20 protein-coding genes are annotated in these 20,945 nt (G+C 63.7%); 3 read left to right on the top strand and 17 right to left on the bottom strand.

The genetic code is table 11. The features are described 5' to 3' along the window. Positions 1 to 81 precede the first annotated feature (81 nt). The 12 genes from XI08_RS38500 to XI08_RS38555 all read right to left on the bottom strand — a co-directional run bounded on the left by XI08_RS38500 (position 82) and on the right by XI08_RS38555 (position 12,024). A complete protein-coding gene (locus XI08_RS38500; protein WP_271578423.1) occupies positions 82 to 1,200 on the bottom strand; it encodes a helix-turn-helix transcriptional regulator in 1,119 nt (372 codons plus the stop codon). Between the two features lie 144 nt (positions 1,201 to 1,344). Continuing rightward, entirely contained in the window at positions 1,345 to 2,937 is a 1,593-nt protein-coding gene (locus XI08_RS38505; RefSeq protein WP_271578424.1) for an autotransporter family protein, read from the bottom strand. Continuing rightward, positions 2,934 to 3,437, bottom strand: coding sequence for a hypothetical protein (locus XI08_RS38510; protein ID WP_271578425.1), 504 nt, complete (start codon positions 3,435 to 3,437; stop codon positions 2,934 to 2,936). Before XI08_RS38510 ends, XI08_RS38505 begins: the two co-directional genes overlap by 4 nt. 288 nt (positions 3,438 to 3,725) lie before the next feature. After that, complete coding sequence (locus XI08_RS38515; protein ID WP_271578426.1) at positions 3,726 to 3,974, bottom strand: DUF6894 family protein; 249 nt, start codon at positions 3,972 to 3,974, stop codon at positions 3,726 to 3,728. A gap of 221 nt (positions 3,975 to 4,195) precedes the next feature. Next, positions 4,196 to 5,170: a helix-turn-helix transcriptional regulator gene (locus tag XI08_RS38520; protein WP_271578427.1), complete on the bottom strand. Its 975-nt coding sequence runs from the start codon at positions 5,168 to 5,170 to the stop codon at positions 4,196 to 4,198. Positions 5,171 to 5,400: 230 nt separating this feature from the next. Next, entirely contained in the window at positions 5,401 to 6,555 is a 1,155-nt protein-coding gene (locus tag XI08_RS38525; protein ID WP_271578428.1) for a helix-turn-helix transcriptional regulator, read from the bottom strand. A gap of 296 nt (positions 6,556 to 6,851) precedes the next feature. Then, complete coding sequence (locus tag XI08_RS38530; RefSeq protein WP_271578429.1) at positions 6,852 to 7,364, bottom strand: hypothetical protein; 513 nt, start codon at positions 7,362 to 7,364, stop codon at positions 6,852 to 6,854. A gap of 101 nt (positions 7,365 to 7,465) precedes the next feature. After that, positions 7,466 to 7,912, bottom strand: coding sequence for a MaoC family dehydratase (locus XI08_RS38535; protein WP_092183210.1), 447 nt, complete (start codon positions 7,910 to 7,912; stop codon positions 7,466 to 7,468). A gap of 386 nt (positions 7,913 to 8,298) precedes the next feature. After that, positions 8,299 to 8,721 carry a hypothetical protein gene (locus XI08_RS38540; protein WP_027543197.1) on the bottom strand — a complete coding sequence of 141 codons (423 nt, stop codon included), beginning with the start codon at positions 8,719 to 8,721 and terminating at the stop codon, positions 8,299 to 8,301. Positions 8,722 to 8,733: 12 nt separating this feature from the next. Then, entirely contained in the window at positions 8,734 to 8,955 is a 222-nt protein-coding gene (locus tag XI08_RS38545; RefSeq protein WP_027543198.1) for a hypothetical protein, read from the bottom strand. A gap of 198 nt (positions 8,956 to 9,153) precedes the next feature. Then, on the bottom strand, positions 9,154 to 9,966 hold the full coding sequence (locus tag XI08_RS38550; protein ID WP_271578430.1) for a lytic murein transglycosylase: 813 nt from the start codon (positions 9,964 to 9,966) through the stop codon (positions 9,154 to 9,156). A gap of 240 nt (positions 9,967 to 10,206) precedes the next feature. Continuing rightward, positions 10,207 to 12,024, bottom strand: a complete 1,818-nt coding sequence (locus XI08_RS38555) for a flavin-containing monooxygenase (protein ID WP_271578431.1) — start codon at positions 12,022 to 12,024, stop codon at positions 10,207 to 10,209. Between the two features lie 174 nt (positions 12,025 to 12,198). On the opposite strand from XI08_RS38555, the gene XI08_RS38560 reads away from it, so the two are divergent. Further along, positions 12,199 to 13,824 (top strand): long-chain fatty acid--CoA ligase, encoded by a 1,626-nt coding sequence (locus tag XI08_RS38560; protein ID WP_271578432.1) that lies wholly within the window; start codon positions 12,199 to 12,201, stop codon positions 13,822 to 13,824. Between the two features lie 55 nt (positions 13,825 to 13,879). Continuing rightward, entirely contained in the window at positions 13,880 to 15,091 is a 1,212-nt protein-coding gene (locus tag XI08_RS38565) for an acyl-CoA dehydrogenase family protein (RefSeq protein WP_271578433.1), read from the top strand. A gap of 670 nt (positions 15,092 to 15,761) precedes the next feature. Here XI08_RS38565 and XI08_RS38570 read toward each other — a convergent pair. The 4 genes from XI08_RS38570 to XI08_RS38585 are packed head-to-tail and all read right to left on the bottom strand — an operon-like array spanning position 15,762 to position 19,355. Then, positions 15,762 to 16,628 (bottom strand): efflux RND transporter periplasmic adaptor subunit, encoded by an 867-nt coding sequence (locus XI08_RS38570; RefSeq protein ID WP_271578434.1) that lies wholly within the window; start codon positions 16,626 to 16,628, stop codon positions 15,762 to 15,764. Next, positions 16,625 to 16,831, bottom strand: a complete 207-nt coding sequence (locus XI08_RS38575) for a DUF1656 domain-containing protein (protein ID WP_271578435.1) — start codon at positions 16,829 to 16,831, stop codon at positions 16,625 to 16,627. The genes XI08_RS38570 and XI08_RS38575 overlap by 4 nt, the downstream gene beginning before the upstream one ends. Then, positions 16,828 to 18,879, bottom strand: coding sequence for an FUSC family protein (locus XI08_RS38580; RefSeq protein WP_271578436.1), 2,052 nt, complete (start codon positions 18,877 to 18,879; stop codon positions 16,828 to 16,830). Before XI08_RS38580 ends, XI08_RS38575 begins: the two co-directional genes overlap by 4 nt. 2 nt (positions 18,880 to 18,881) lie before the next feature. Continuing rightward, on the bottom strand, positions 18,882 to 19,355 hold the full coding sequence (locus XI08_RS38585) for a MarR family winged helix-turn-helix transcriptional regulator (RefSeq protein WP_271578437.1): 474 nt from the start codon (positions 19,353 to 19,355) through the stop codon (positions 18,882 to 18,884). Positions 19,356 to 19,447: 92 nt separating this feature from the next. Here XI08_RS38585 and XI08_RS38590 point away from each other — a divergent pair, with 92 nt between their 5' ends. Next, positions 19,448 to 19,888, top strand: a complete 441-nt coding sequence (locus tag XI08_RS38590) for an MFS transporter (protein WP_271578438.1) — start codon at positions 19,448 to 19,450, stop codon at positions 19,886 to 19,888. A gap of 50 nt (positions 19,889 to 19,938) precedes the next feature. Here the strand turns inward: XI08_RS38590 and XI08_RS38595 are convergent, their stop codons facing one another. Then, positions 19,939 to 20,847 carry an amino acid ABC transporter substrate-binding protein gene (locus XI08_RS38595; protein WP_271578439.1) on the bottom strand — a complete coding sequence of 303 codons (909 nt, stop codon included), beginning with the start codon at positions 20,845 to 20,847 and terminating at the stop codon, positions 19,939 to 19,941. Positions 20,848 to 20,945: the final 98 nt, after the last annotated feature.

The following is a 20,945-nucleotide window of genomic DNA, read 5'->3' on the forward strand; positions in this document are numbered from 1 at the left end:
GTGAAATGTTCTTCATGCCCGGCGGCCTAGTTGAGTCTATCACGGAAGCAAAAGGTTCAACTCCGATCGTGATTTTACCGATCAGTTGACGAGCGGATTGGCGAATCCCGCAGCGAGCTTGACGAGGTCGGCTTGCCGGGACACGCCTGTCTTGGCAAAGACGCGGTGCAGATGCGTCTTCGCCGTCGTTTCCGCGATACCCAGCGCAGTCGCCGTCTCGGGAACACCGCCGACCTCCACGATCGACAGGAGCACGCGGAGCTCGGCCGGCGTGAGATCGAAGGTCCGCGCGATCAGTTCGCCGTAGGACTGCCCTCGAAGCGACACCGCGCGCAGCAGCAGCGCGCCGACGGCATCGCCGACGCGTTCGCTGCCGTTGCGCAGCACGGATGACAGCGGCAGGATGTGCGCGACATAGTGCTCGCCGTGGGCCGAAATCAACGGAATCGCGTGCGCCCTTGCGGCCAGCAGGGCAACGTCGCCGCCGGTTGCAAATACCTCGCGCAGGCTCTGATTGGCTTCATTGCTGCTGGTTACGAGCCGCCCGGCAACGGACCGGACGACGTCGTCCGCCGCAAGCAGGGCATGACCGGCGGAATTGGCATGCACCACCCGGCAGCAGGCATCGAGCAAGAAGACGCCGGATGTCAGATTGTCCAGAACGTCGGCCAGCGCCGTCGCCAGGGTCAGCTTTGCGTCGATGGCGCGGTTGATCAGGAGCGCGCGGCTGGCGTGCGGGACGATGAACGAGAGACGGTGCTTCATCGCGGGATCGACCATGCGCCGGCCCGACAGCACCGTCATCATCACCGGGCAGCTCGCATTCGACGTGTCGAGCACGACGTTGGCCGCATCGCTGCACCCCTGCGGCCGCATCCATTCCTGGTAGAAGCGCCCGCGGCGATACTCATCGAAATCGACGAGGTCCGGAATGCTTACAATCCGGCCGTGCGGCGGCAGCACCGTCAGCGGATCGAACTTCGAGTGGGTCTCGGAATAGAGCTGGATGTAGTGCGGGTCTGCCCCGCAATAATAATGCGTGACGCCGAATTTGCTGATGGAATCCTTGGAAAACAGCCCGCAGGCCTGACCGCCGACGAAATCGCGGATGCCGGTGACGACGTCGTTCCACAACGAGGGATCGAGCCCGGCGTCGTAGATGGACTCGACCAGGTCGGGCAGCTTTCGTGGTCCGTGCATCGCTTTAAATGGCCTGAGTGATCAATATCACCAAGCGTAGCACAGCCACGACATGCGGCATCCTCCGATCGGAGGACGCGCCGGCCGGGCGGATGGAGCCCGGCCGGCGGGCGTCGCGTTCAAGCCGCCGGGGCTAATGCCGGCTCAGAACGTGACGCGAACGCCGCCCTTCGCCGTGCCGGTGCGGCTCTGGTCGGACATCATCATGCCCTCGACCGCGCCGAACACGGACACGTTCCTGGTCGTGCGGTAATCGAAGCCGATGCCGGCGACAGCGCCGACGGTGCTGCGGCTGCCGGGCGTCACGAACGACAGGTTCTGGCCGAGCAGCACGGTGTTGATGGTCGTGTCGCCCACACGCTGGAGTGCGATGACGCCGCCATGGATGTTGGCCTTGAACTCGCCGCCGGCAAGGCTTGTCACGCGCGAGAGATCGACCTCGCCGCGCTCCTCGAAATCCTGGAGCGTGCGGCCGCCGACCGACAGACCCTGTGCCGAGCCGGTCTCGCTGTAGCCGTCGAACCGGCCGGCGACGTAACGCAGCCGTGCCGTCGGCGTCAGCAGGTAGCCGTTGCCAACCTCGAGCTTGTAGCCGTAGGCGACTTCGGGACTGACGTACCAGCCGCTGTAATTGGCCGTCGCCGTCTCCATGCCGCCGACCGCGGCGTTGTTCAGCACCAGGCGGCGCGATCTATTGTCGGCATTGCCGCCCTGGATCGTGAAGTCGAAGAACTGCGCGGCCCATTCGAACCGGCTGTAGGCGCCGGCGAAGACGTAGTTGGTGTCGACCGACTGCGAATTGAGATCGACCGAGAGACCACCCTGCCCGCCGCCGAGGAAGGCGCCGACCAGCCAGTTCGGCTGCACCTTGCGGTCGATGCCGACGGCTCCGCCCCACGCCGTCGAGGTCGCGCGCAAGGTCGATGCGGTCTCATCCTGGATGCGATGGCCGCCAAAGCTGTTGACCCAGACCGTGATCGGCGCCGGATCGGTCCACAGGCTACGCGGCGCCTTGTTAAAGGGGCCGGCTTGTGCAGTTTCCGGCGCATAGGCCATCGCCATCATGTTGCTGCCGGCTGTGCCAGTGCCACCGTTCAGGCGCCCCTGCACCAGCGAGGAGACGCCGCCGGTCAAATCCATCAGCGTGCGGTCGGTCTGCGCCAGGGCGGTCGGATCGAGCGTCGCGAGAGTCGTGCCGAAGGCGACCGAAGGACCGTTGAAGGCGCCTCCCGACGTGATTGTATTGATGGTGCCCTCGAAATTTCTGAAGGTCGGCAGACTGATCGTCGTCAACGACGACACCCTGCTGCTCGGCGCGAGGTTGACGTTGACGACGTCGGCCCCGAAGCCGAAATCGACCACACCGTTGATCTTCGAGCCTGGCAGCAGCGTCAGCGTATCGGCCTTGTTGGAGAGCTGGATCGCCGTCCCGCTGGTGCCGGTGATGGTGCCGGAGTTCGTGATGTTCGATCCGTTGCTCGAAGAGATGCCGATCCTGGCGAGGATGGTGCCGGAGGCAAGATTGGTCAGGTTGACGTTCTGACCCGATACGCCAAACGCGTGACCGGTGATGTCGCCGGCGTTTGCCACTGTCACCAGACCGGAGGCCTGGATGGCACCTCCGCTTGCCGCGATCTGCGAGATGACCCCGGAGCGATTATTGGTGATGTTGAGGATACCGCCGGTGATGCCGCTCGCATCTCCCGAAATCGTTCCGGTGTTCGAGGTCAGATTCACCGTGTCGCCATTGATCCGACGGTGTCAGGACCCACTCCAGCGATCGTGCCGGAATTGGTCACGGTGACGTTCCTGACCTCGATCCCGCTCCCGCGTCCGCCGGCCTCACTCTTGATCGTGCCTGCATTGTCGATGGTCGCGGAAGCCCCGGTAATGCCGTGGAAACCCACGATCGTAGCCCTGGCAAGATTGGAGACGGTCACACCGCTCCCCGACGCGATCCCGGCCGAAGTAGCTCCGTCGATCGTGCCGGCATTGATGAATACACCGCCGTCGCGGCTCTTGATGCCAAACGCAAAACCGTGAACGTTGGCGCCAGCTTCGATCTTGTAGGTATTGTTGTCGTCAACGAACGTGCCATAGCCGGTACGACTGCCTTGCTGGGTGTCGACGTCGCCCGAACAGACAATCGTCGCGTTGCTGACAGGCGCCACCGGCGTGCAAGCGGCGATGGCCCGCTCGACCATGAACAACGGCATAGCCAACACGGCCGGCACCACAAGGCGCATCGACCGGCACGCCAGACGCCATCGTGCAATACCGCCCAGAGTCTTCGCATTCATTTTTAGTTCCTCGGTCGCCGCCGTCTCGCCCCATCGGCGTCAGGCACGTTGTCGCCAGCCTCCTCCGATCGCAGGAGGCTGGCTCACGCCAATTGGATTCGCTGAACGCCAGGGTAGAAAGGATCGTCACGACCGACTTGGACGGCAGCGACCGAGTTTCGGCTCAGAACGAACCGCACCGTTTCGCGGAGCACTGATGCAGAGTTGCGACACTGTGCAAACGCACTACGCCTGGTCCCAGCCCGCCCGCTCCGCGCTCTCGGCCCACACCGCCGCGCGATAGATCTCGCGCCCGGTGTTGTCCCTGACGCGGATCCACGCATCGCGATCGCGCAGATCGTCGCGCCAGACGAAGAGATGCCGCGCCATCTCGTCGGCCACCACGAAAGTCGCCTTGGCATGTTCGAACACCATGCCGCCCGGATCGATCTTCACGATATTGCCGACCAGGAGATCAAAGAAGAAACGGTGCATTCACCACTCCGGCCGCCGTTGCCGCACGCAACACTGGATCATGATCTATTCCGCGCGCCAGAACACGTAGTCGGCCGAATACGGCACGCTGCGATAGGCGCCGCCTGGGTGCAGGGCCCACTCACGACGCCTCCTTGCGTGTTGAGTTTTCGATAAAGGATCATGTCAAATCCCTTTCGCCTCATTGAAATGGCAGCTCTCTGAAATTCGACCGGGGCCCGTTACAGCGCCTCGCCGCTCCTGACGTTGCTTGGCGTCGCGCCATAGGCCCGACGGAAGCAACGGTTGAAATAGGAGAGATCGCCGAAGCCGACGTCGTAGGCGATCGAACTCACCGGCCGCTCGGCGAAGTCAGGCTCGCGCAGCATGCGATGGGCACGCTTGAGGCGTTGCTCGGTCAGGAAGGACGAAAAGGTCTTGCCGTCGGCCTCGAACAAGCGTTGGAGATAGCGCGGGGTCACGCCGAGCTCATGCGCAACATTTGCCACCGAAATATCCTGCTGCCAGCAATTGTTGACGATGAGGAATTTCGCCTTCTGGAGTCGCGCCGCCTTGATACCGCGCCGTCCGGTCGATTCCCGGGCGTGATCGGTGGCACCGAGAACGAGCGCCAGGAGATCATGCAGATGCGCGACGCCGAGCTGCCGCATCGCCGGTACCGCCAGTGCCTTTTCGTGCAACAGCGCTATCGCGTAGTCGACGAGCAGCCGAAGCCCGGTGGTGCGCTCCGGGATGACGCGCATCACCGCATCGTCGACATCCACGATCATCGGGGCCAGCACCCGTCGCGGCACGCGCAGCGAGAAGCCACTTCCCAGCGAGAGCCGCTCGAAGGTCGTGACGTCCTCCGCGCTGGTCAGGACCGCCTCTCCTGCCTGAAGCCTCAAATCGTGTCCGCGCTCGGATATGCCGAGAACGCCGGACCTGTTCACGATCAGGGCGAGACTGTCGTCGCCATCTGCAACCAGCTGCTTCGTGCGAATGACCCGCGCTCCGCACAATCCCCCGATCAGCAACTGGGCTTCCGGCAAGACGTGGGACGTGAAGCTCGCCGCGGCCGGCTTTCCGTCCCTTGCTTCGACCTCCGCCTTCAGCACGCCACGACAGTAGAATTCGCGCAGGAGCGGCACGCGCTCGTCTTCGGGAATGTGGTCCGTTGAAACATTGAAAATGGAAAATTCATCCTTGCCGCTCACTGCAATCTCTCCAACCAACGAGCAGGCTCGGCCACGCGCTGTTGTCTCCCGCACCCGCGTTCGGCGCCGGCGCGCATTGTTCCGTGGCGCACGCTGCCCTCCTCATTTCAAGTGACGGCCATATACGAAAGTATCAAATGACACGCGTCATACGTTCGGAGGACTCGCGCACCTTGCTCATCACAATGGATTGAGATCGCACGTTCGCGCGCTTCGCGATGTGAATTGGATCACACCGCGTCGTCGCCGCCGGTCCGCTGGGCAAACGGAACGGAAAATCCGGCGGCGATCTTGACGAGGTCGGCCTGCCTGCCGGCGCCGGTCTTTTCGAACAGCCGGCCGAGATGCGTCTTCACCGTCGTCTCGGCGATACCGAGCTTGGCCGCAATGTCGGGGACCCCGCCGATCTCGACAATCGCCATCAGAACGCGCAATTCTGACGGCGTCAGCCTGAACGCCGCCGCGATTGCATCGGGCACGAGCGATGACACCATCGTAGCCCTTTGAACGAACAGCACGGTGGCAGCTACATCACGCGGCAGATGGCGTTCCCGCCTCAAGAGAAAAGCGTGGAGCAGATAATGATGTCCGTCGGACGATGTCACGAGCTCGATCTGACGGCGACCGGTTGAATGCATTCCTGCATCCGCGGAAATTTCGAACAGGCTGCGGAATATTTTATCCACCTGGGTGTTGCGGGCGACGAGTCTGTCGCCGACCATGGCGAGGAGATTGGCGTCAGCGAAGAGCTGACGGCACGCCGCATTGGCATGGACGACTCTCCCCTCCGCGTCGAGCAGGCAAATCGCCGTGCTCAGTCCGTCCAGGACATCGGCAAGATCGTCCACGGTATGCGAGCGCGCCCTGATCTGGCGACCCATGACCCGCGATCGCTGGATGTGGGGCGCGAGCAGGCACATACGCTCACGCATCGCGTCGTCGACGATCCCGCGGGACCGGTGACGCAACACCTGCAAGATCGTGGTGCGCGCGTCCGATTTCTCGAGCATGACGGTTGCGAGATCGATCGCTCCCTGCGGCTCCACCCACTCTCGATAGAAACTGGTCGCCACGAAGTCGGAATGGGGCATGATGTCGGTCACGCCGACCGTCTGGCCCGCGGCGAGATCGAGATGGCGATCGAGCAATGGATCAAGTTCTACATATCTGTCGCGATAGAGCTGGCGGAACCGGGTATCCGTGCCAAAATGCTCGTGGATCTCGATAGAAAGCTTGGCTGCATCCCTGGACAGGATGGTGGCGGCACATCCGCCGACGAAATTCGAAACCTGCTCCAACGCCGCGCTGCGCAGCGCGGGATTGGCCGCCGCATCGTAAATCTCGCCGACGAGCGACGAGAACCGGTTTGCCTGGAGGATCGTCATCGGACGGACGACGGGATCTGCGTGTTACCCCGGTGGCGATAGGGGCGAGCGCTTGGGGAACTGAAGGAGGCAGGTCGGCCGATCGCCGCCTTGGACGGGGAAAAAATGCGACAGCGCAATGCTGGAATATCGAACATCGTCCTTGCGTAACGTCAACCGCAGGATGCGGCTTGGACGTTTTCGCCAAAGACTAGGATTAATGCGAACAGCAGTCGGACGGTGTGCGAAGAGTCACGCGCCCACTCGCGACGATCGGCTGCTGTCGCCTGACCGCCTTGTGGACCGGCCTCAGCGACTTACTTCCGGTTCTCCTCGCAGAATTTCAGTGCGGCGAGCGCCTCGCCGGCGCGCGGGACCTGCATCTCGATGCTGTCGTCGTCATCGTCCTCGAAATCGAGCGTGAGGCGCTTGGCCTTCGAGAGGCGATCCATGATCGACTGGTCGAATTCGAAGATACCGCGTACCGTGGTCTTGTCCATCACCTCCCACTTCGCCTTCTTCATGATGTCGGCGTCATCGGTGGCGACGTCGGCCCGGAGGACCTCGCCGACCTTGTCCCACTCCCAGCCGTCGTAGATCATCACGATCACGATGGCCTTCTCGGAATAGGTGATGACGATGACGTAGTCGCGGTTCTCGTCCTCCTTGTCCTTGTAGCCGCGGCTCGCATTGCAATGCGTATCCTGCGTGCGCTTCTCGATGGTCCAGTCGCCGACCTTGGATTGTTGCGCTAGCGCGGGCCTCGAGCTCAAGGCAGCTGCGCTCCAGGCGCCTGCGAGCATTCCGGCGACGAGAAGGAATCGTCTCATGTCAGCCTCCGGCGTATTCCCCGGAGCTGAGATGATCACCTCTGCCGGCGGCCCGCAAGAGCTTCAGGCCGCGGGAAAGGCAGCGGCAAGCGGCTTCCATCCTAACCCCGCCGCGGCACGATCGCGATCGGAGTGAAGGTGTAAACCTCCTCGCCGTTCTGGTTGAACATCGTCCATTTCACCAGCGCGATGCCTTGCGGCTTCGACTTCGACGGCGTCAGGCTCATGACCTCACCGACCAGATGCAGACGGTCATTGGGCCGCACCGGAATGGTCCAGCGCAGCCCGTCGACGCCTGCGCCGATCAGCGGATGCGGGCCGAAAGGACGGGTCTGGATCGCGAGGTTCATGGCAATCGCGGCGGTGTGCCATCCTGACGCGGCGAGCCCGTTGAACAGGGTCCCCTTGGCGGCCTCATGGTCGAGGTGCATCGGCTGCGGATCGAACTCGGCCGCGAAGCGCTTGATGTCGGCTTCGGTGACCTGAACTTCGGGGGATTTGAACCGCATTCCGATGCTGAGATCGTCGAACCACTCGACCTGCGCCATGATTTTGCCTCGCCATGCAAGACCGCCTGCGAAGACGCGCGGCCGAAGAAATTGAGCTAAATGCGCGATGTAGCGGGTCCTCGGCGCACAAACCAGCCCAGGGTTCCCCAAGAAACCCCTTTCCGAGTGCGACGAAACACGCCTGAAACAGATGGCCGGTTATCTAGTTGTCAAAATCATACAGGGACGGCCACCATGCAATTCCTTCTTGATCTGATCCTGGATTATTCCTGCTGCCAAAACCTCGTCGCCCGGCCGCTGCGGGAGGATGAGCTATGATCGAGCTGATCTCCGCCCTCCTCGCTCTTTGCAGCATCGGCGTCTTCGCGGCGCATGCGCTGGATGCCTATCGCACCACGCATTCCTGAGCGCCTGCGCTCGTCGCGTTAGAACGGCCGCCGGTAAAAATGCTCCGAATGCGTTGCCGGCGGAAACCTGTTGGCGAGCGCCAGCGCGGACTTTTCGTCCGTCTCGAGCGCAATCTTCTGCGCGAGCATCACGTCGCCGGGCACCAGGAAGCCTGACGGGACGAAGCACCACCCCATCATTGCCATGCCGGCATCGTCGATTTCGTGGACGTTGGCGGCCGTGCCGTAGTGGATGCGATACCTCTTGCCGGTATCGCAGCCGATCACATCGAAATACCGATACTGCTCGAACTGGGCGCGCTGCTCCGGTGTCAGCCATTCGGCCAGAAGCCGGCGGCCGCGCGCATCCGGCGTATTCTCGCCGAAGAAGCGACGGTAGAGTTCGCGCAGCGCATGCAAGCGCGCACGCGCCGGCGCGCGGAACCTGAGTGCCGCGAACATGAGCAGCTCAGATCAGCCGCCGACCAGGCGGGGATAGAATAGCGTTTCCTGCGCGGTCGGGTCGAACGACTTGATACGTGTAACTTCGCCGGGCCCGGTTCGGAAGGCGGCGGTAAAGCCGGCTCCGGTCAGCTCCCGAAAGCGCTGTTCGGCCCGCGCCAGCGCTTCGGCATTGTCGGGATCAAACTCGTGGCGTGTGTCGCCAGTCTGGTCCATCACGATCTGGGTTGCCATCTTGAGTCTCCTCATGCCCAGCCCTGAATCTGATCAAAGCAAACCTCATGCCGTCGGTTCCCGATAGCAACAACTTTCTCGCGCGGGCGCATCACGCCTTGCTGAGCAAGAGCGTTTTCGAGCGAAGTGGATGCCGGTTCGCGTCAAGAAAACGCGTCAAAACAAGAATCGAGAGCCCCGTTTGACACGGGGTTCTCGTCAGCGTGAAGCGGCCGTCCCCCCTTCGTCGATCTGCCGTCCCATCAGCGCGATTGCCTTCTGATAGACGCCGGCCGCATTCCAGGCCTCGATCGCGGCGAAATTCGGCTCACCCGGCTGGTAACCGGCTCCCGCACGCCAGCCATGGGCCTTCAGGAAATTCGCGGTCGAGTTCAACGCATTGGCGGCAACCTCGAGATTGCCGGTGCCGTAGGCCAGGATGTTCTTGGGCATGAACTGGGTCTGGCCGACCTCGCCATGCATGGAGCCGCGGGTCGCTCCCGACAGGGTGCCGCGGTCGATCAGCTTCAGCGCGGCATAGAGCTGGTCGGTGAAGAACTCAGGGCGGCGGCAGTCATAGGCAAGGGTCGCGATCGACGACAGCATGTTCTGGTTGCCGCGCTGGCTGCCGAAGCCGGTCTCCATGCCCCAGATCGCGATCAGCGGCCCGGGCGGGACGCCATAGCGCTGCTGGATCGAGGCGAACAAGGCCGCCTGCGACTGCTTGAGCTGCCGTCCCTTGGCGACGATGGTGGTGGCGCCGCGCTTGGCGAGAAACTGATCGAGCGACAGCGAGAAGCTGCGCTGGCCGCGGTCGGCTGCGATGGTCGCGCTGGCGTAATTCGTCTGCATCAGGGCGGAGATCGCGGTCTGGCCGATGCCCTTGCCCTGCGCCTCTGCACTGAACTCGCGCTTCCAGCCTTCGAACCCGGCCGGCGTGCTGCCGCATTGCGCCGCCTCGGCCGCGGGCAGAGAGAGAAGCAGCGCGGCCGCGCCGATCACCGCCGTCGCGACTGTCCTGCCCTTGATCATTGCTCGTTCCTCTCCTTACGGCGCGACCGGCTCGCGCATGATCCTACGTCGGTTGCGATCGCTCAAGTCCCGACAGGTACAATCGATCCAAGCAAAGCTCTTGACTCCGGCATGTCGCAACGCCCGCAAGTCACGCAGCCCCCGTTCCCACCAGGAAATTCACCATGATGCTCTGGTGCTGCTGGGTCATGCCGCTCAAGCCGGGATCGGGGCGCCGCCCGCCTCTGCGGCCGTCGTCCCCTAAGTCAATTCCAATCCATCCAGGCTGCCCTCCTTGCGCCATTTGTCGAGCAGCCGCAGGAACGCCACCGGCCCGCGCCAGTACTGGCTGTTTCTTGCCGCAATCGGGTCGAACACGCCTTCATTGTTGTAGTAGCCGGGCGTGCATTCGGCGAGATAGGTCTGGCGGCCGAGCGCGGCCTTGACGACCTCGTCGACCCAGGCGCCCTCGGCAGCGAGCGTCGGCTCCACCGTTCTGGCGCCACGCTTGCGCGCCTGATCGATGACATAGGCGATGTGCTGCGACTGCTCGTCTATGATGTGCGGGAAGTTGGCGCTCTGGCCGGCCTGAACCGTGACGATCAGGAAGCAGTTCGGGAAACCGCGGCTATAGAAGCCGTGCATCGTCTTGACGCCGTCGTGCCAGCGCTCGGACAGGCTCATGCCGTCGCGACCATAGACCTCAAAACCCATGCGGCGGGCATAATCGGTGCCGACCTCGAAGCCGCTGGCATAGATCAGGCAGTCGAGCTCATAGGCCTTGCCATCGACGATCACGGCATTCTCCGTGATGCGCTCGACGCCCTGCCCCCTGGTGTCGACGAGATGCACGTTGGATCGATTAAAAGTGTCGAGATATTCGTCGTGGAAGCATGGCCGCTTGCAGAACGCCTTGTACCAGGGCTTGAGCGCGGCCGCGGCTGCCTCGTCCTTCACCACGGCATCGACGCGCGCGCGGATCTCCTCCATCTTGCGGTAGTCGGCCTGCTCGATGACCTTCAGCGCCTCCTCCAGCGAGGTCACCGGCTGCGGCTGGCGGCGCGGCGCCAGCAGGATCTCGCCAAGCAGGCCGGTCCAGCCGTCCTGCACCAGATCCTGCTCGAACGGCTCGCCCGAGATCACGGCCGTGAAATTGTCCATGCGCTCGCGTTGCCAGCCGGGCCTGAGGCTCCGCGCCCAGCTCTGATCCGTCGGCCGGTCGTCGCGCACGCCGATCGCCGACGGTGTGCGCTGGAAGACGTAGAGCTCCTTCGCCGAGCGGCCGAGATGCGGCACGCATTGCACGGCGGTGGCGCCGGTGCCGATGATGCCGACGCGCTTGCCGGCGAGACCGGTGAGACCGCCTTCAGCCGTACCGCCGGTGTAGCCATAATCCCAGCGGCTGGTGTGAAAGCTGTGTCCGGCAAAACTTTCGATGCCGGGAATGCCCGGCAGCTTCGGCCGGCTCAGCGGGCCGCCGGCCAGGATGACGAAGCGCGCGCGGATGCGATCGCCGCGATCGGTCTCGACCAGCCAGCGCGCCTCCGGCTCCTGCCATTCCATCCGCGAGATGACGGTCTGAAACAGCGCACGCTCGTAGAGGCCGAAGTGACGGCCGATACGGCGGGAATGTTCGTAGATCTCCGGCGCCCGCGCATATTTGCGCACCGGCATGTAGCCGGTCTCCTCCAGCAGCGGCAGATAGATGTAGCTCTCGGTATCGCAGGCCGCGCCGGGGTATCGATTCCAGTACCAGGTGCCGCCGAAATCGGCGGCCTTTTCCACGATACGGAAATCCGAGATGCCGGCTTCGCGCAGGCGCGCGCCGCAGAGAAGGCCGCCAAAGCCGCCGCCGACGATGAGCACTTCGGTCTCTTCGCTGACAGCCTCGCGCGCAAATCCCGGATCGGCCCAGGGATCGTCGAGATAGCGGCCGAAATCGCCTGACACCTCGACATATTGCGCCTTGCCCTCGGCGCGCAGACGGCGATCGCGCTCGTCGCGATAGCGCGCGCGGAGTGCGGAAATGTCGACCATAGGTGTGCCGGCTGCGCCGGTCTTGTGTCTTTCCGCTGACATCCATTTCCTCCACGGCAGACGCTGCTTCGCCGGCAGCTCACCTCACGTTAGCCCTGAAAAAGTGACGCATGCAATCGCGTCCGCCGTTTTTTGCGTGAACGGCGCGTGACGTTCCGGTAACCTCGCGCGCAAATCACAAGCGCCATGCAACGACATGGCCATCCGGAGGAAATGATGCAGGGATTGATGATGGACATGCCGCTGCTGATCAGCGGCCTGATCCAGTACGCCGCCGACTATCATGGCGAGGCGGAGATCGTCGCGCGCGAGATCGAGGGCGACATCCATCGCTACACCTATGCGGATGCTCATCCGCGCATCAAGCGCATGGCGCTGGCCTTGAAGCGTCTCGGCATGACTCCTGGCGACCGTGTCGGCACGCTGGCCTGGAATACCCACCGCCATTTCGAGATGTTCTACGCCGCGCCGGGCATGGGCTATGTGCTGCACACCGTCAATCCGCGGCTGTTTCCCGAGCAGCTCGTCTACATCGTCAACCACGCCGAAGATCGCCTGCTGTTCATCGACCGCGCCACGCTGCCAATCGTCGAGGCGATCGCGCCGCAATTGAAGACGATCGAGGCTTACGTCGTGATGTCCTCGCGCGAGCGGATGCCGGAAACGATGCTTGCGAACGTCCATTGCTACGAGGAGCTTCTGGGACGGGAGAACGACGCCGGTTTCACCTGGCCGGAGTTCGACGAAAAATCCGCCTCCACCATCTGCTACACCTCGGGGACGACGGGAAATCCCAAGGGCGTGATCTATTCGCACCGCGCCGCGATCCTGCAGACCATGACCTGCTGCAATTTCGACTTCCTGCCGGGACACGTCGAAGGGGTGCGCGAGGTGATGATGCCGATGGCGCCGCTGTTCCACGGCAATGGCTGGAATATGCCGTTCACCGCGCCCTATACAGGCTCGAAACTGGTGCTGCCCGGCCGCAACTATGAGCCCGACAAGCTCTATGAACTGCTCGAAGGCGAGAAGGTGACGCTGTCGGCGGGGGTGCCGAGCTTCTGGCTGATCCTGCTCGACTGGCTGGGCCGCACCGGCAACAAATTCTCGACCCTGCGCGCGACGCTATCGTCCGGCTCGGCGCCGCCGCGCGCGATGGTCGAGAAGCTCAAGCGCGACTATGACATCGACTACGTCCAGGCCTGGGGCATGACCGAGGCTTTGGGCTGCTCGATGCCCGGCTTGCGGCCGGGCTCCGAGCATCTCAGCGAAAAGGAGAAATTCGACCGACGCCAGGTCTCGGGCCGCGCCTGTTTCGGCACCACCTTGCGCATCGTCGACGACGGCGGCAACGAGCTGCCGCGTGATGGCAAGTCCGTCGGTCATCTGCGCGCGCGTGGTCCCTGGGTCGCCTCGGGCTATATGAAGCTCGACGAAGGCCTCGACCGCGACGGCTGGCTGATCACCGGCGACATGGCGGTGATCGATCCGCAGGGCCACGTCACGCTCACCGACCGCTCCAAGGACGTGATCAAGTCCGGCGGCGAGTGGATCTCCTCGATCCAGCTCGAGGACGTCGCCTTGTCTCATCCCGACGTGCTGCAGGCTGCCGTGGTCGCGATTGCGCATGAGAAGTGGCAGGAGCGCCCCCTGCTCCTCGTGGTTCGCAAGAAGGGCGCGACCGTCGACGGCAAGACCCTGCTCGACCACATGCGCCCGAAGATCGCGAACTGGTGGATGCCTGATGCCGTCGAGTTCCTGGACGAATTCCCGATGACCGGCACCGGAAAGGTGCTCAAATCCGCGTTGCGCGAGAAGTTCAGGGACTACCGCGTCGCTTGAGGCGGCACGCGATCACGCTGACGTCCGCGCCGTCCGTCGATCAAGGAGACGAAAGATGCTGTACCCGATGTCGCCCAAAGTCGTCGAGCTCAAGCGCAAGCTCGAAAGTTTCATGGACCGGCACATCTATCTCAATGAGGAGCGGTTCTATCGCGAGGCCGAAGAGCTCGGGCCCTGGAAGGTCTATCCCGTCGTCGAAGAATTGAAGCCGCTCGCACGCGCGGAAGGCCTCTGGAACCTGTTCCTGCCGCAGTCCAGTCACGGCGCGGGCCTCACCAATCTCGAATATGCCCCGCTCTGCGAAGTGATGGGCCGTTCGCATCTTGCGCCCGAAGTGTTCAACTGCTCGGCGCCGGACACCGGCAACATGGAGGTGCTGGAGCGCTACGGCACGAAAGAGGACAAGGAGCGCTGGCTGAAGCCGCTGCTCGCGGGTGAAATCCGCTCCTGCTTCGCCATGACCGAGCCTGCGGTCGCCTCGTCCGATGCGACCAACATCGAGAGCTCGATCGTACGCGACGGCGACCATTACGTCATCAACGGGCGCAAATGGTACACCACCAACGCGACCGATCCGCGCTGCAAGATCTGCATCTTCATGGGCAAGACCGACCCCGACAATCCGGACCGCCACGAGCAGCAGTCCATGATCCTCGTGCCGATGGACACGCCAGGCATCGAGGTGAAGCGTCCCCTCCCCGTGTTCGGCTTCTACGGCGTGCCCGACCGCGCCTCCGAGGTCGTCTTCACCAATGTGCGGGTCCCGAAGGAAAACATGCTGCTTGGCGAGGGCCGCGGCTTCGAGATCGCGCAGGGTCGCCTCGGCCCCGGCCGCATCCACCACTGCATGCGCCTGATTGGACTGGCCGAACGCACGCTGGAAAAGATGTGCCGCCGCGTTCGCAGCCGCGTCGCCTTCGGCAAGCCGGTCTCCGAGCAGACGGTGACGCAGGAGCGCATCGCGGAATCCCGTATCATGATCGAACAGGCCCGGCTGCTGACGCTGAACGCCGCCTACGCAATGGACACGGTCGGCAACAAGGTCGCGAAGAGCGAGATCGCGATGATTAAGGTCGCCGTACCCAACATGGCCTGCCAGATCATCGACTGGGCGATCCAGGCCCATGGCGGCGGCGGCACCTCGAACGATTTTGGCCTGACGCAGGCCTATGCCACCGCGCGTCTGCTGCGCCTCGCCGACGGCCCGGACGAGGTACACAGAAACCAGATCGCGCGGTTGGAGCTGAGGAAGTATTCAAATGCCTGAGGAGGCGTTGGCCCATCAGTAAGCATCGAAGCCAACGCAATGGAATCGGCGTCTAATCGAAGCTTGGCGGCTCATCGATGGATACCGGCACATCCTTCTGCTTCGTAGCTGCTTCGAGCATCGCGTTGAAGATGATGATCGGCAGGTAAAACATAAGCATGATCGTATTCCTCCTGCTGTGACAACCTCGGCTTACAGGGCCAGGTTCCTCGAATTGACACTCGCCGGCCTCGGAACATTCTCGTGGCTTACTTGGCTACCGACGAAACCAAGTCTCGAAGAGTCTCAGGAACGCATCGCGTCAATCGCATGAGCGATCAACACCATCGCGCTCGCGGCGATGAGAAACACAAGCAACCAACTCACGTCCGCCTCCAACGCCGGGAGTGAACGCGGTCATCCTTGCACAGTCAAAAACCATCCGACCGGAACCGCTATTCAGCGGCTCGCTGATGCTTCGCAGCAACAAGTGCATCCGCTGTCGGTCCTATCGGCAGAACGCCAAAAGGAGCAACGCGCCAACCACGCATGCCGCTAGGACTAAAAACCAAACGCCCAAAGCAACTCCCCCGACTCACACACGCGAGGCAGGATTAGCTCCACCATTTGGTATTGAAACGGTCGTTGCCGGTTTTTCCCCAACCCAAACGCTGCTCCATCTGCGCTCGCGTTAGTCCAATACCTCCACCGTCGCCGAGCGTCCCGCAACCAGCGACATCGCGTCGGGAACAGGATCCAGCGCGATGCGCACCGGCACCCGCTGGGCCAGGCGCACCCAGCTGAAGGTCGGGTTGACGTTGGCGAGCAGGTTGGCGCCGTCGGCGCGGTCGCGGTCCTCGATGCCGGCGGCGATGCTCTCGACGTGGCCTGACAGCGTGACTGTCTCGCCCATCAGGCGGACCCGCACCTTGTCGCCGACGCGGATGCGCGCGAGTTTGGTCTCTTCGAAATAGCCTTCCACATGCAGCGTGTCGGTGTCGACCAGCGCCATCACACCCTTCCCGGCCGTGACGTAGGCGCCGGGGCGCAGGTCCATGTTGGTGATCACGCCATTCACGGAGGCATGGACCTCGCTGCGATCGAGATTAAGCTGGGCGACGGCACGGTCGGCGACGGCTTGATCGAAGGCCGCCTTGGCCTGGAGCTGGGTAGCCAGAACCTGTTCCTGCTTCTGCTGCGATACCGCATCGGTCGTCAACGCGCTGTAGCGCTTTAAATCGGCATTGGCCTGATCGAGCGTCGCCTGATGACCGGCCACCGACGCATCGGCCTGGCGCAGCGCCAGCGCAAAGCGTTCGCGGTCGATCCGGAACAGCACGTCGCCGCGGCGGACTTTCTGGTTATCCTTGACCAGCACCTCGGTGACGAAGCCGGAGACATCAGGGGCGACCTGGACCACGTCGGCGCGGACGCGGCCGTCGCGGGTCCAAGGCTGTTCCATGTAGTAGACCCAAAGCTCGCGGCCGACGGCGAGCGCGGCGACGACGGCGATGACCGTCACTGCGAGGCGAGCGAGCCAGGCGAAATTCCCCTTCATGAAAGATACTCCGAGAGATAGACGACGACGCCGAGAAGGCAGACGAAGATCGAAAAATCGAACAGCGCGCGATGCCAGACCAGGCGGTAGAGGTCGAAGCGCTGCATGAGCCGGCGCAGAATCGCGCTCAGGACATAAGCGACAATGACCCACAGGAGCAGCGACGGCACGAGCACGCCGTAGATGTCGATCACATATCTCATGCCGCAACACTCTCACCCGCGCGTGCCCGGTAAGCCGGCGCGTCCGGAAACAAGCCACGCCTGATACCGACGAGACCTATCAGGGCGTCTTCGCGCGCGCTGTCATTGGGATCCTTCACCGCCTGGGCCAACGCCCGGTCGACGCTCGTCAGCAGCTCGGCCGGCATTCCGTCGCCCGCGTAGCCGCGGCAGGCGACGGCGAGCCGATCGAGCATGTCGTCGATGACGGCAATGGTGGATGCCGCAAGCCCATAGCGGGCGCGGCGCAGGTCGATGATGTTGATCCCGATCCGAAGCTGGGCGAGGCTGTCGGTGTCGCGGCGATCGCTCTCCGAGAGATAAGCGATGCGCTGCACCAGAAGCCCGAGCCTGTGCAGCATGAGGCCCGCGAACTCGGCGCGGTCGCGCTGGCCGCGCCGTTCGGCGGCGACCGCGAGCGCCTTCCAGTTCGACAGCACCAGGCGATTGGCGATCCATTCCGCGCCGACGCCGCGCGCGATCCGCGTCACGATCTCGGCGATGACAACGCCGATGAAGAAGGCCACGGCGGAATTGGCGTAGGATGCAAAGTCCGCGCTGTAGGTCGACTGGATTGCAAGCAGGGTTGCAGTGTTGGCCGCGAGCGCCATCCCGGTTCCCGCCGTGGCCGGACGGCCGATCAAGAAGCCGTAGAGCAAAAAGGTCGGCGCCAGTGCGACCACCAAGACCTCGAGATGGGAGATCGCGGGGACCACCGCGAACAGATAGACCGCGACGACGACGATGGCGACCAGCGACCACCGGCCAAAGCTGCGGATGAAGCGCGCGGGCTCGTCTTGCGCGGCGAAGAACGAGCACGCGACCGCCGCCATCATCGGCGCCGACGCACCGTCCGGCCAGCCGGTCCCGATCCAGAACGCACAGCAGATCAGGATGGCCACGACCGCGCCGGCGGCCGACCACAATGCAAGGCCGCGGTCGCGGTGACGCACGGGCGCGGCACCGGCCTCGGAATGAAAGGCCAGGTCGATGGTTGAAACGTTGCGGCTCTCGGCAATCGCCTCGGTCAGCGCACGGCAATCGCGCGAGAGGTCGACCAGCTCGCGCAGCCGCGACAACAGACTGGTGGTGATGATCCGCTCCCAGTCGGCGCCGCCGTCGAGCACCGCCTGCTGCTCCGAGATCGCGGCCCGGATCCGCTCGGCCGGCTGCCGCGCGCCGCCGTCGCTCGCGATCCATTGCGCCACGTCCTCCAGGAGCCGCTTCAGCTCGGGTTGCCGCCGTAAGGCCTCCTCCCCCAGCGCGGCCAGCCGATCCTCGAGCGAGGCGATCACCGGCAGCAGAGTCAGCATGCGCAGCCGGATTTCACTGAGGCCGGTCACGGCATTGCGGTCGGTCAACCGGTCATAGGCAAGATGGGTGGAGAGCGTGTCGATCTCGACAATGTCGGTCGCAAGTTTCAGGCGCTTGCCGCGACGGGTTTCCCCTGAGCCCTCCCGCAGCAGCACCACCTCGCTGAGGCGGCGCGCATCCGACAGCCAGCTGTCGACGCGGTGGGCCACGGCCGGTGCGACGCTGCGGGGAAACACGATGGTCGAGACCAGGCTGGCGCAGATGATGCCGAGCGAGATTTCCTCTACCCGCGCAACCGCGGTGTCGAAGATGGCGCCGGGCTCGGACACCGAGGGAAAGCCGATCAGCGCGACCGTGTATCCGGCCAGCATGAAGACGTAGCTGCGCGGCGTGCCGTCGAGCAGCGAGAGATAGAGGCAGAGCCCGACCCAGAGCGCGATGGCAAGGCAGAGCAGTTCCGGCGCATCGATCAGGTTCGGCACCAGCGCCACCGTCATGGTCGCGCCGACCAGCGTGCCCAGCACCCGGAAGAACGCCTTCGAGCTGGTCGCGCCCGCCAGCGGCTGCGAGGTGATGTAGACGGTCGCCATCGCCCAATAGGGCCGCGGCAGGTCCATGGCGAGTGCGATGACGAGCGCCAGCATCGACGCAGCGAACGTCTTCAAAGCGAAAACGAGGTCCGCATGGCGGACCAGGAACGGCTCATCGGCGCGCATGACTATTTCGTCTCGGAAAACGTCTTGGCTTCATGCAGGCGACTGGCCCGCTGCTCGATGCGCTGGAGCGTCTCGAAGGTTATCGCAAGTTCCTCAGTTCCGATATCCTTGAGCAGGCTTGCCCGCACCCGCCGCAGCACCCGGTTGGTCTCCTCGACCTTGGCCTCGCCCGCCTTCGTCAGATGTAGCGTTTTGGCACGCCGGTCAGTCGGATCTTCGCGGCGCTCCACGAGGCCTTCGGCCTGAAGCAGGTCGATCAGCCGGACCAGCGACGGCCCCTCGACGCCAAGCTCGTCGGCGAGCACGCCCTGACGGACATTCTCGCCCTGGCGCGACAGCAGCAAAAGCGGAATCGCGGTCGCATCGGACAGGCCGTGATCGGACAGCGCCTGATCCGACTCGCGGCGCCACATGCGAGCGAGACGCGCGATGACTCGACCGATCTCGGAATGGATATGTGCCTGCGCGGGAGCCATGCAAATTAGATAGGACACTAACTAATAGGCTACAACTATCTAATCCGGCGTGGTGCGATCGATCACGCAAATGCGAACCAGGACAACGCAGGATGAGACCGGGTTCCACGACTGAGGCAAGGGAGGCGATAGCGGGCGAGAGCGTGCTGACGCTCGTCCCGACCTCCGTCGTCGTCGCCGTGGACGGCACGGGAATGGGAATCATCCTGCCGCTGCTGCCGTTCTATTCGCAGCGGCTCGGCGCCACGCCCTTCCTGCTCGGCGCGCTGATCTCGGTCTATGCCGTCTGCCAGCTCGTTGCCGGCCCTGTGGTCGGCATGCTCTCGGACCGCTACGGTCGCAGAAGGGTCCTGCTGGTCAGCCAGATCGGGACGTTCATCGGATTTGTGCTGCTCGCATTGGCGGGCAATCTGACCCTGGTGTTCGTGGCGCGCATCATCGACGGCCTGATGGCCGCGATCGCGGCCATCGGCGCGGCACTGGCCGGACAACTTCTCGACACGCCGCGGGCCCGCCAAGATAGATCAAGCTGAGTTCGCAGTGCCCACCTCTCCCTACGGGAGAGGTCGAAACCGCCCTCGCCTCAGTTCACCACGTAGACATCAGGATCGAAGCTCGAGCTCGGCTTCTTGAAGGCGTTGCGCAGGGCCGCCGACATCGGGACGTTGTAGTTGAGGCCGTTCGGCAGCGTCGGCGATTCCAGCCACCTCTTGTAGAGGACCTCGATCTCCGGGCTCGCATAGAGCTCTGCCGTGGCGCGATCGGCGAGTGCCTTGAACGGCGCGTCCTCCCGCCGCAGCATGATCCCGTAGGGCTCCGGCTTCGAGAACGCTTCCTCGCTGATCATGAACAGCGCCGGCTCCTTGGATCGTGCGATCGCGACCGCGAGCTGGACGTCGTCGAGCGCGTAGGCCTGGGCGCGATCTGTCTCCAGCAGCAGGAAGGCCTCGGCCTGGTCCTTGGCCGGCATCACATTGATGCCGAGGTTGCGTTCGGTGTTGACCTTGGCGAGCTGCGTCAGGTTGACCGACCCCGCTACCGCGGTGACCGCCTTGCCCTTGAGATCGTCGATGGTGTTGATCTTTGCGGCCTTCTTGGCCGCAAACCGCGTCGCGCTGAGGAAGTGTGTATTGGTGAAGGCGACCTGCTTCTGGCGGTCGGCATTGTTGGTGGTCGCGGAGCAATGCAGGTCGAGCGTGCCGTTGACCATCAGCGGGATGCGGTTCGACGACGTCACCGCGAGAGTGTCGACGGCGATGTCGGGCATGCCGAGCTGCTTCTTCACGGCGTCCACGATCTTGAGGCAGATGTCCATGGCGAAGCCGACCGGCTTCTGGTTTCCGTCCAGATAGCTGAACGGGACCGAGGCCTCCTGATAGCCGAGCGTGATCTTCTTGGTCTCCTTGACCTTCTGGAGCGTGCCCGACAGCTCTTCGGCTGAAGCTGCGCCCGCAAGACATGTGACGGCCAGGAGAACGGTGGGAAGACGCATCGGAGGCTCCTAAAGGGGGTCATCGGCTCGTGTCGAGACGCTATCGCGGAGCTAATAGCCCAGACGTCCGCCAGCCGCCAGAAGAGGCAGCGTCTACC

The organism is Bradyrhizobium sp. CCBAU 11361, from assembly GCF_028128935.1.
In the GTDB taxonomy this organism is placed as follows: domain Bacteria; phylum Pseudomonadota; class Alphaproteobacteria; order Rhizobiales; family Xanthobacteraceae; genus Bradyrhizobium; species Bradyrhizobium niftali.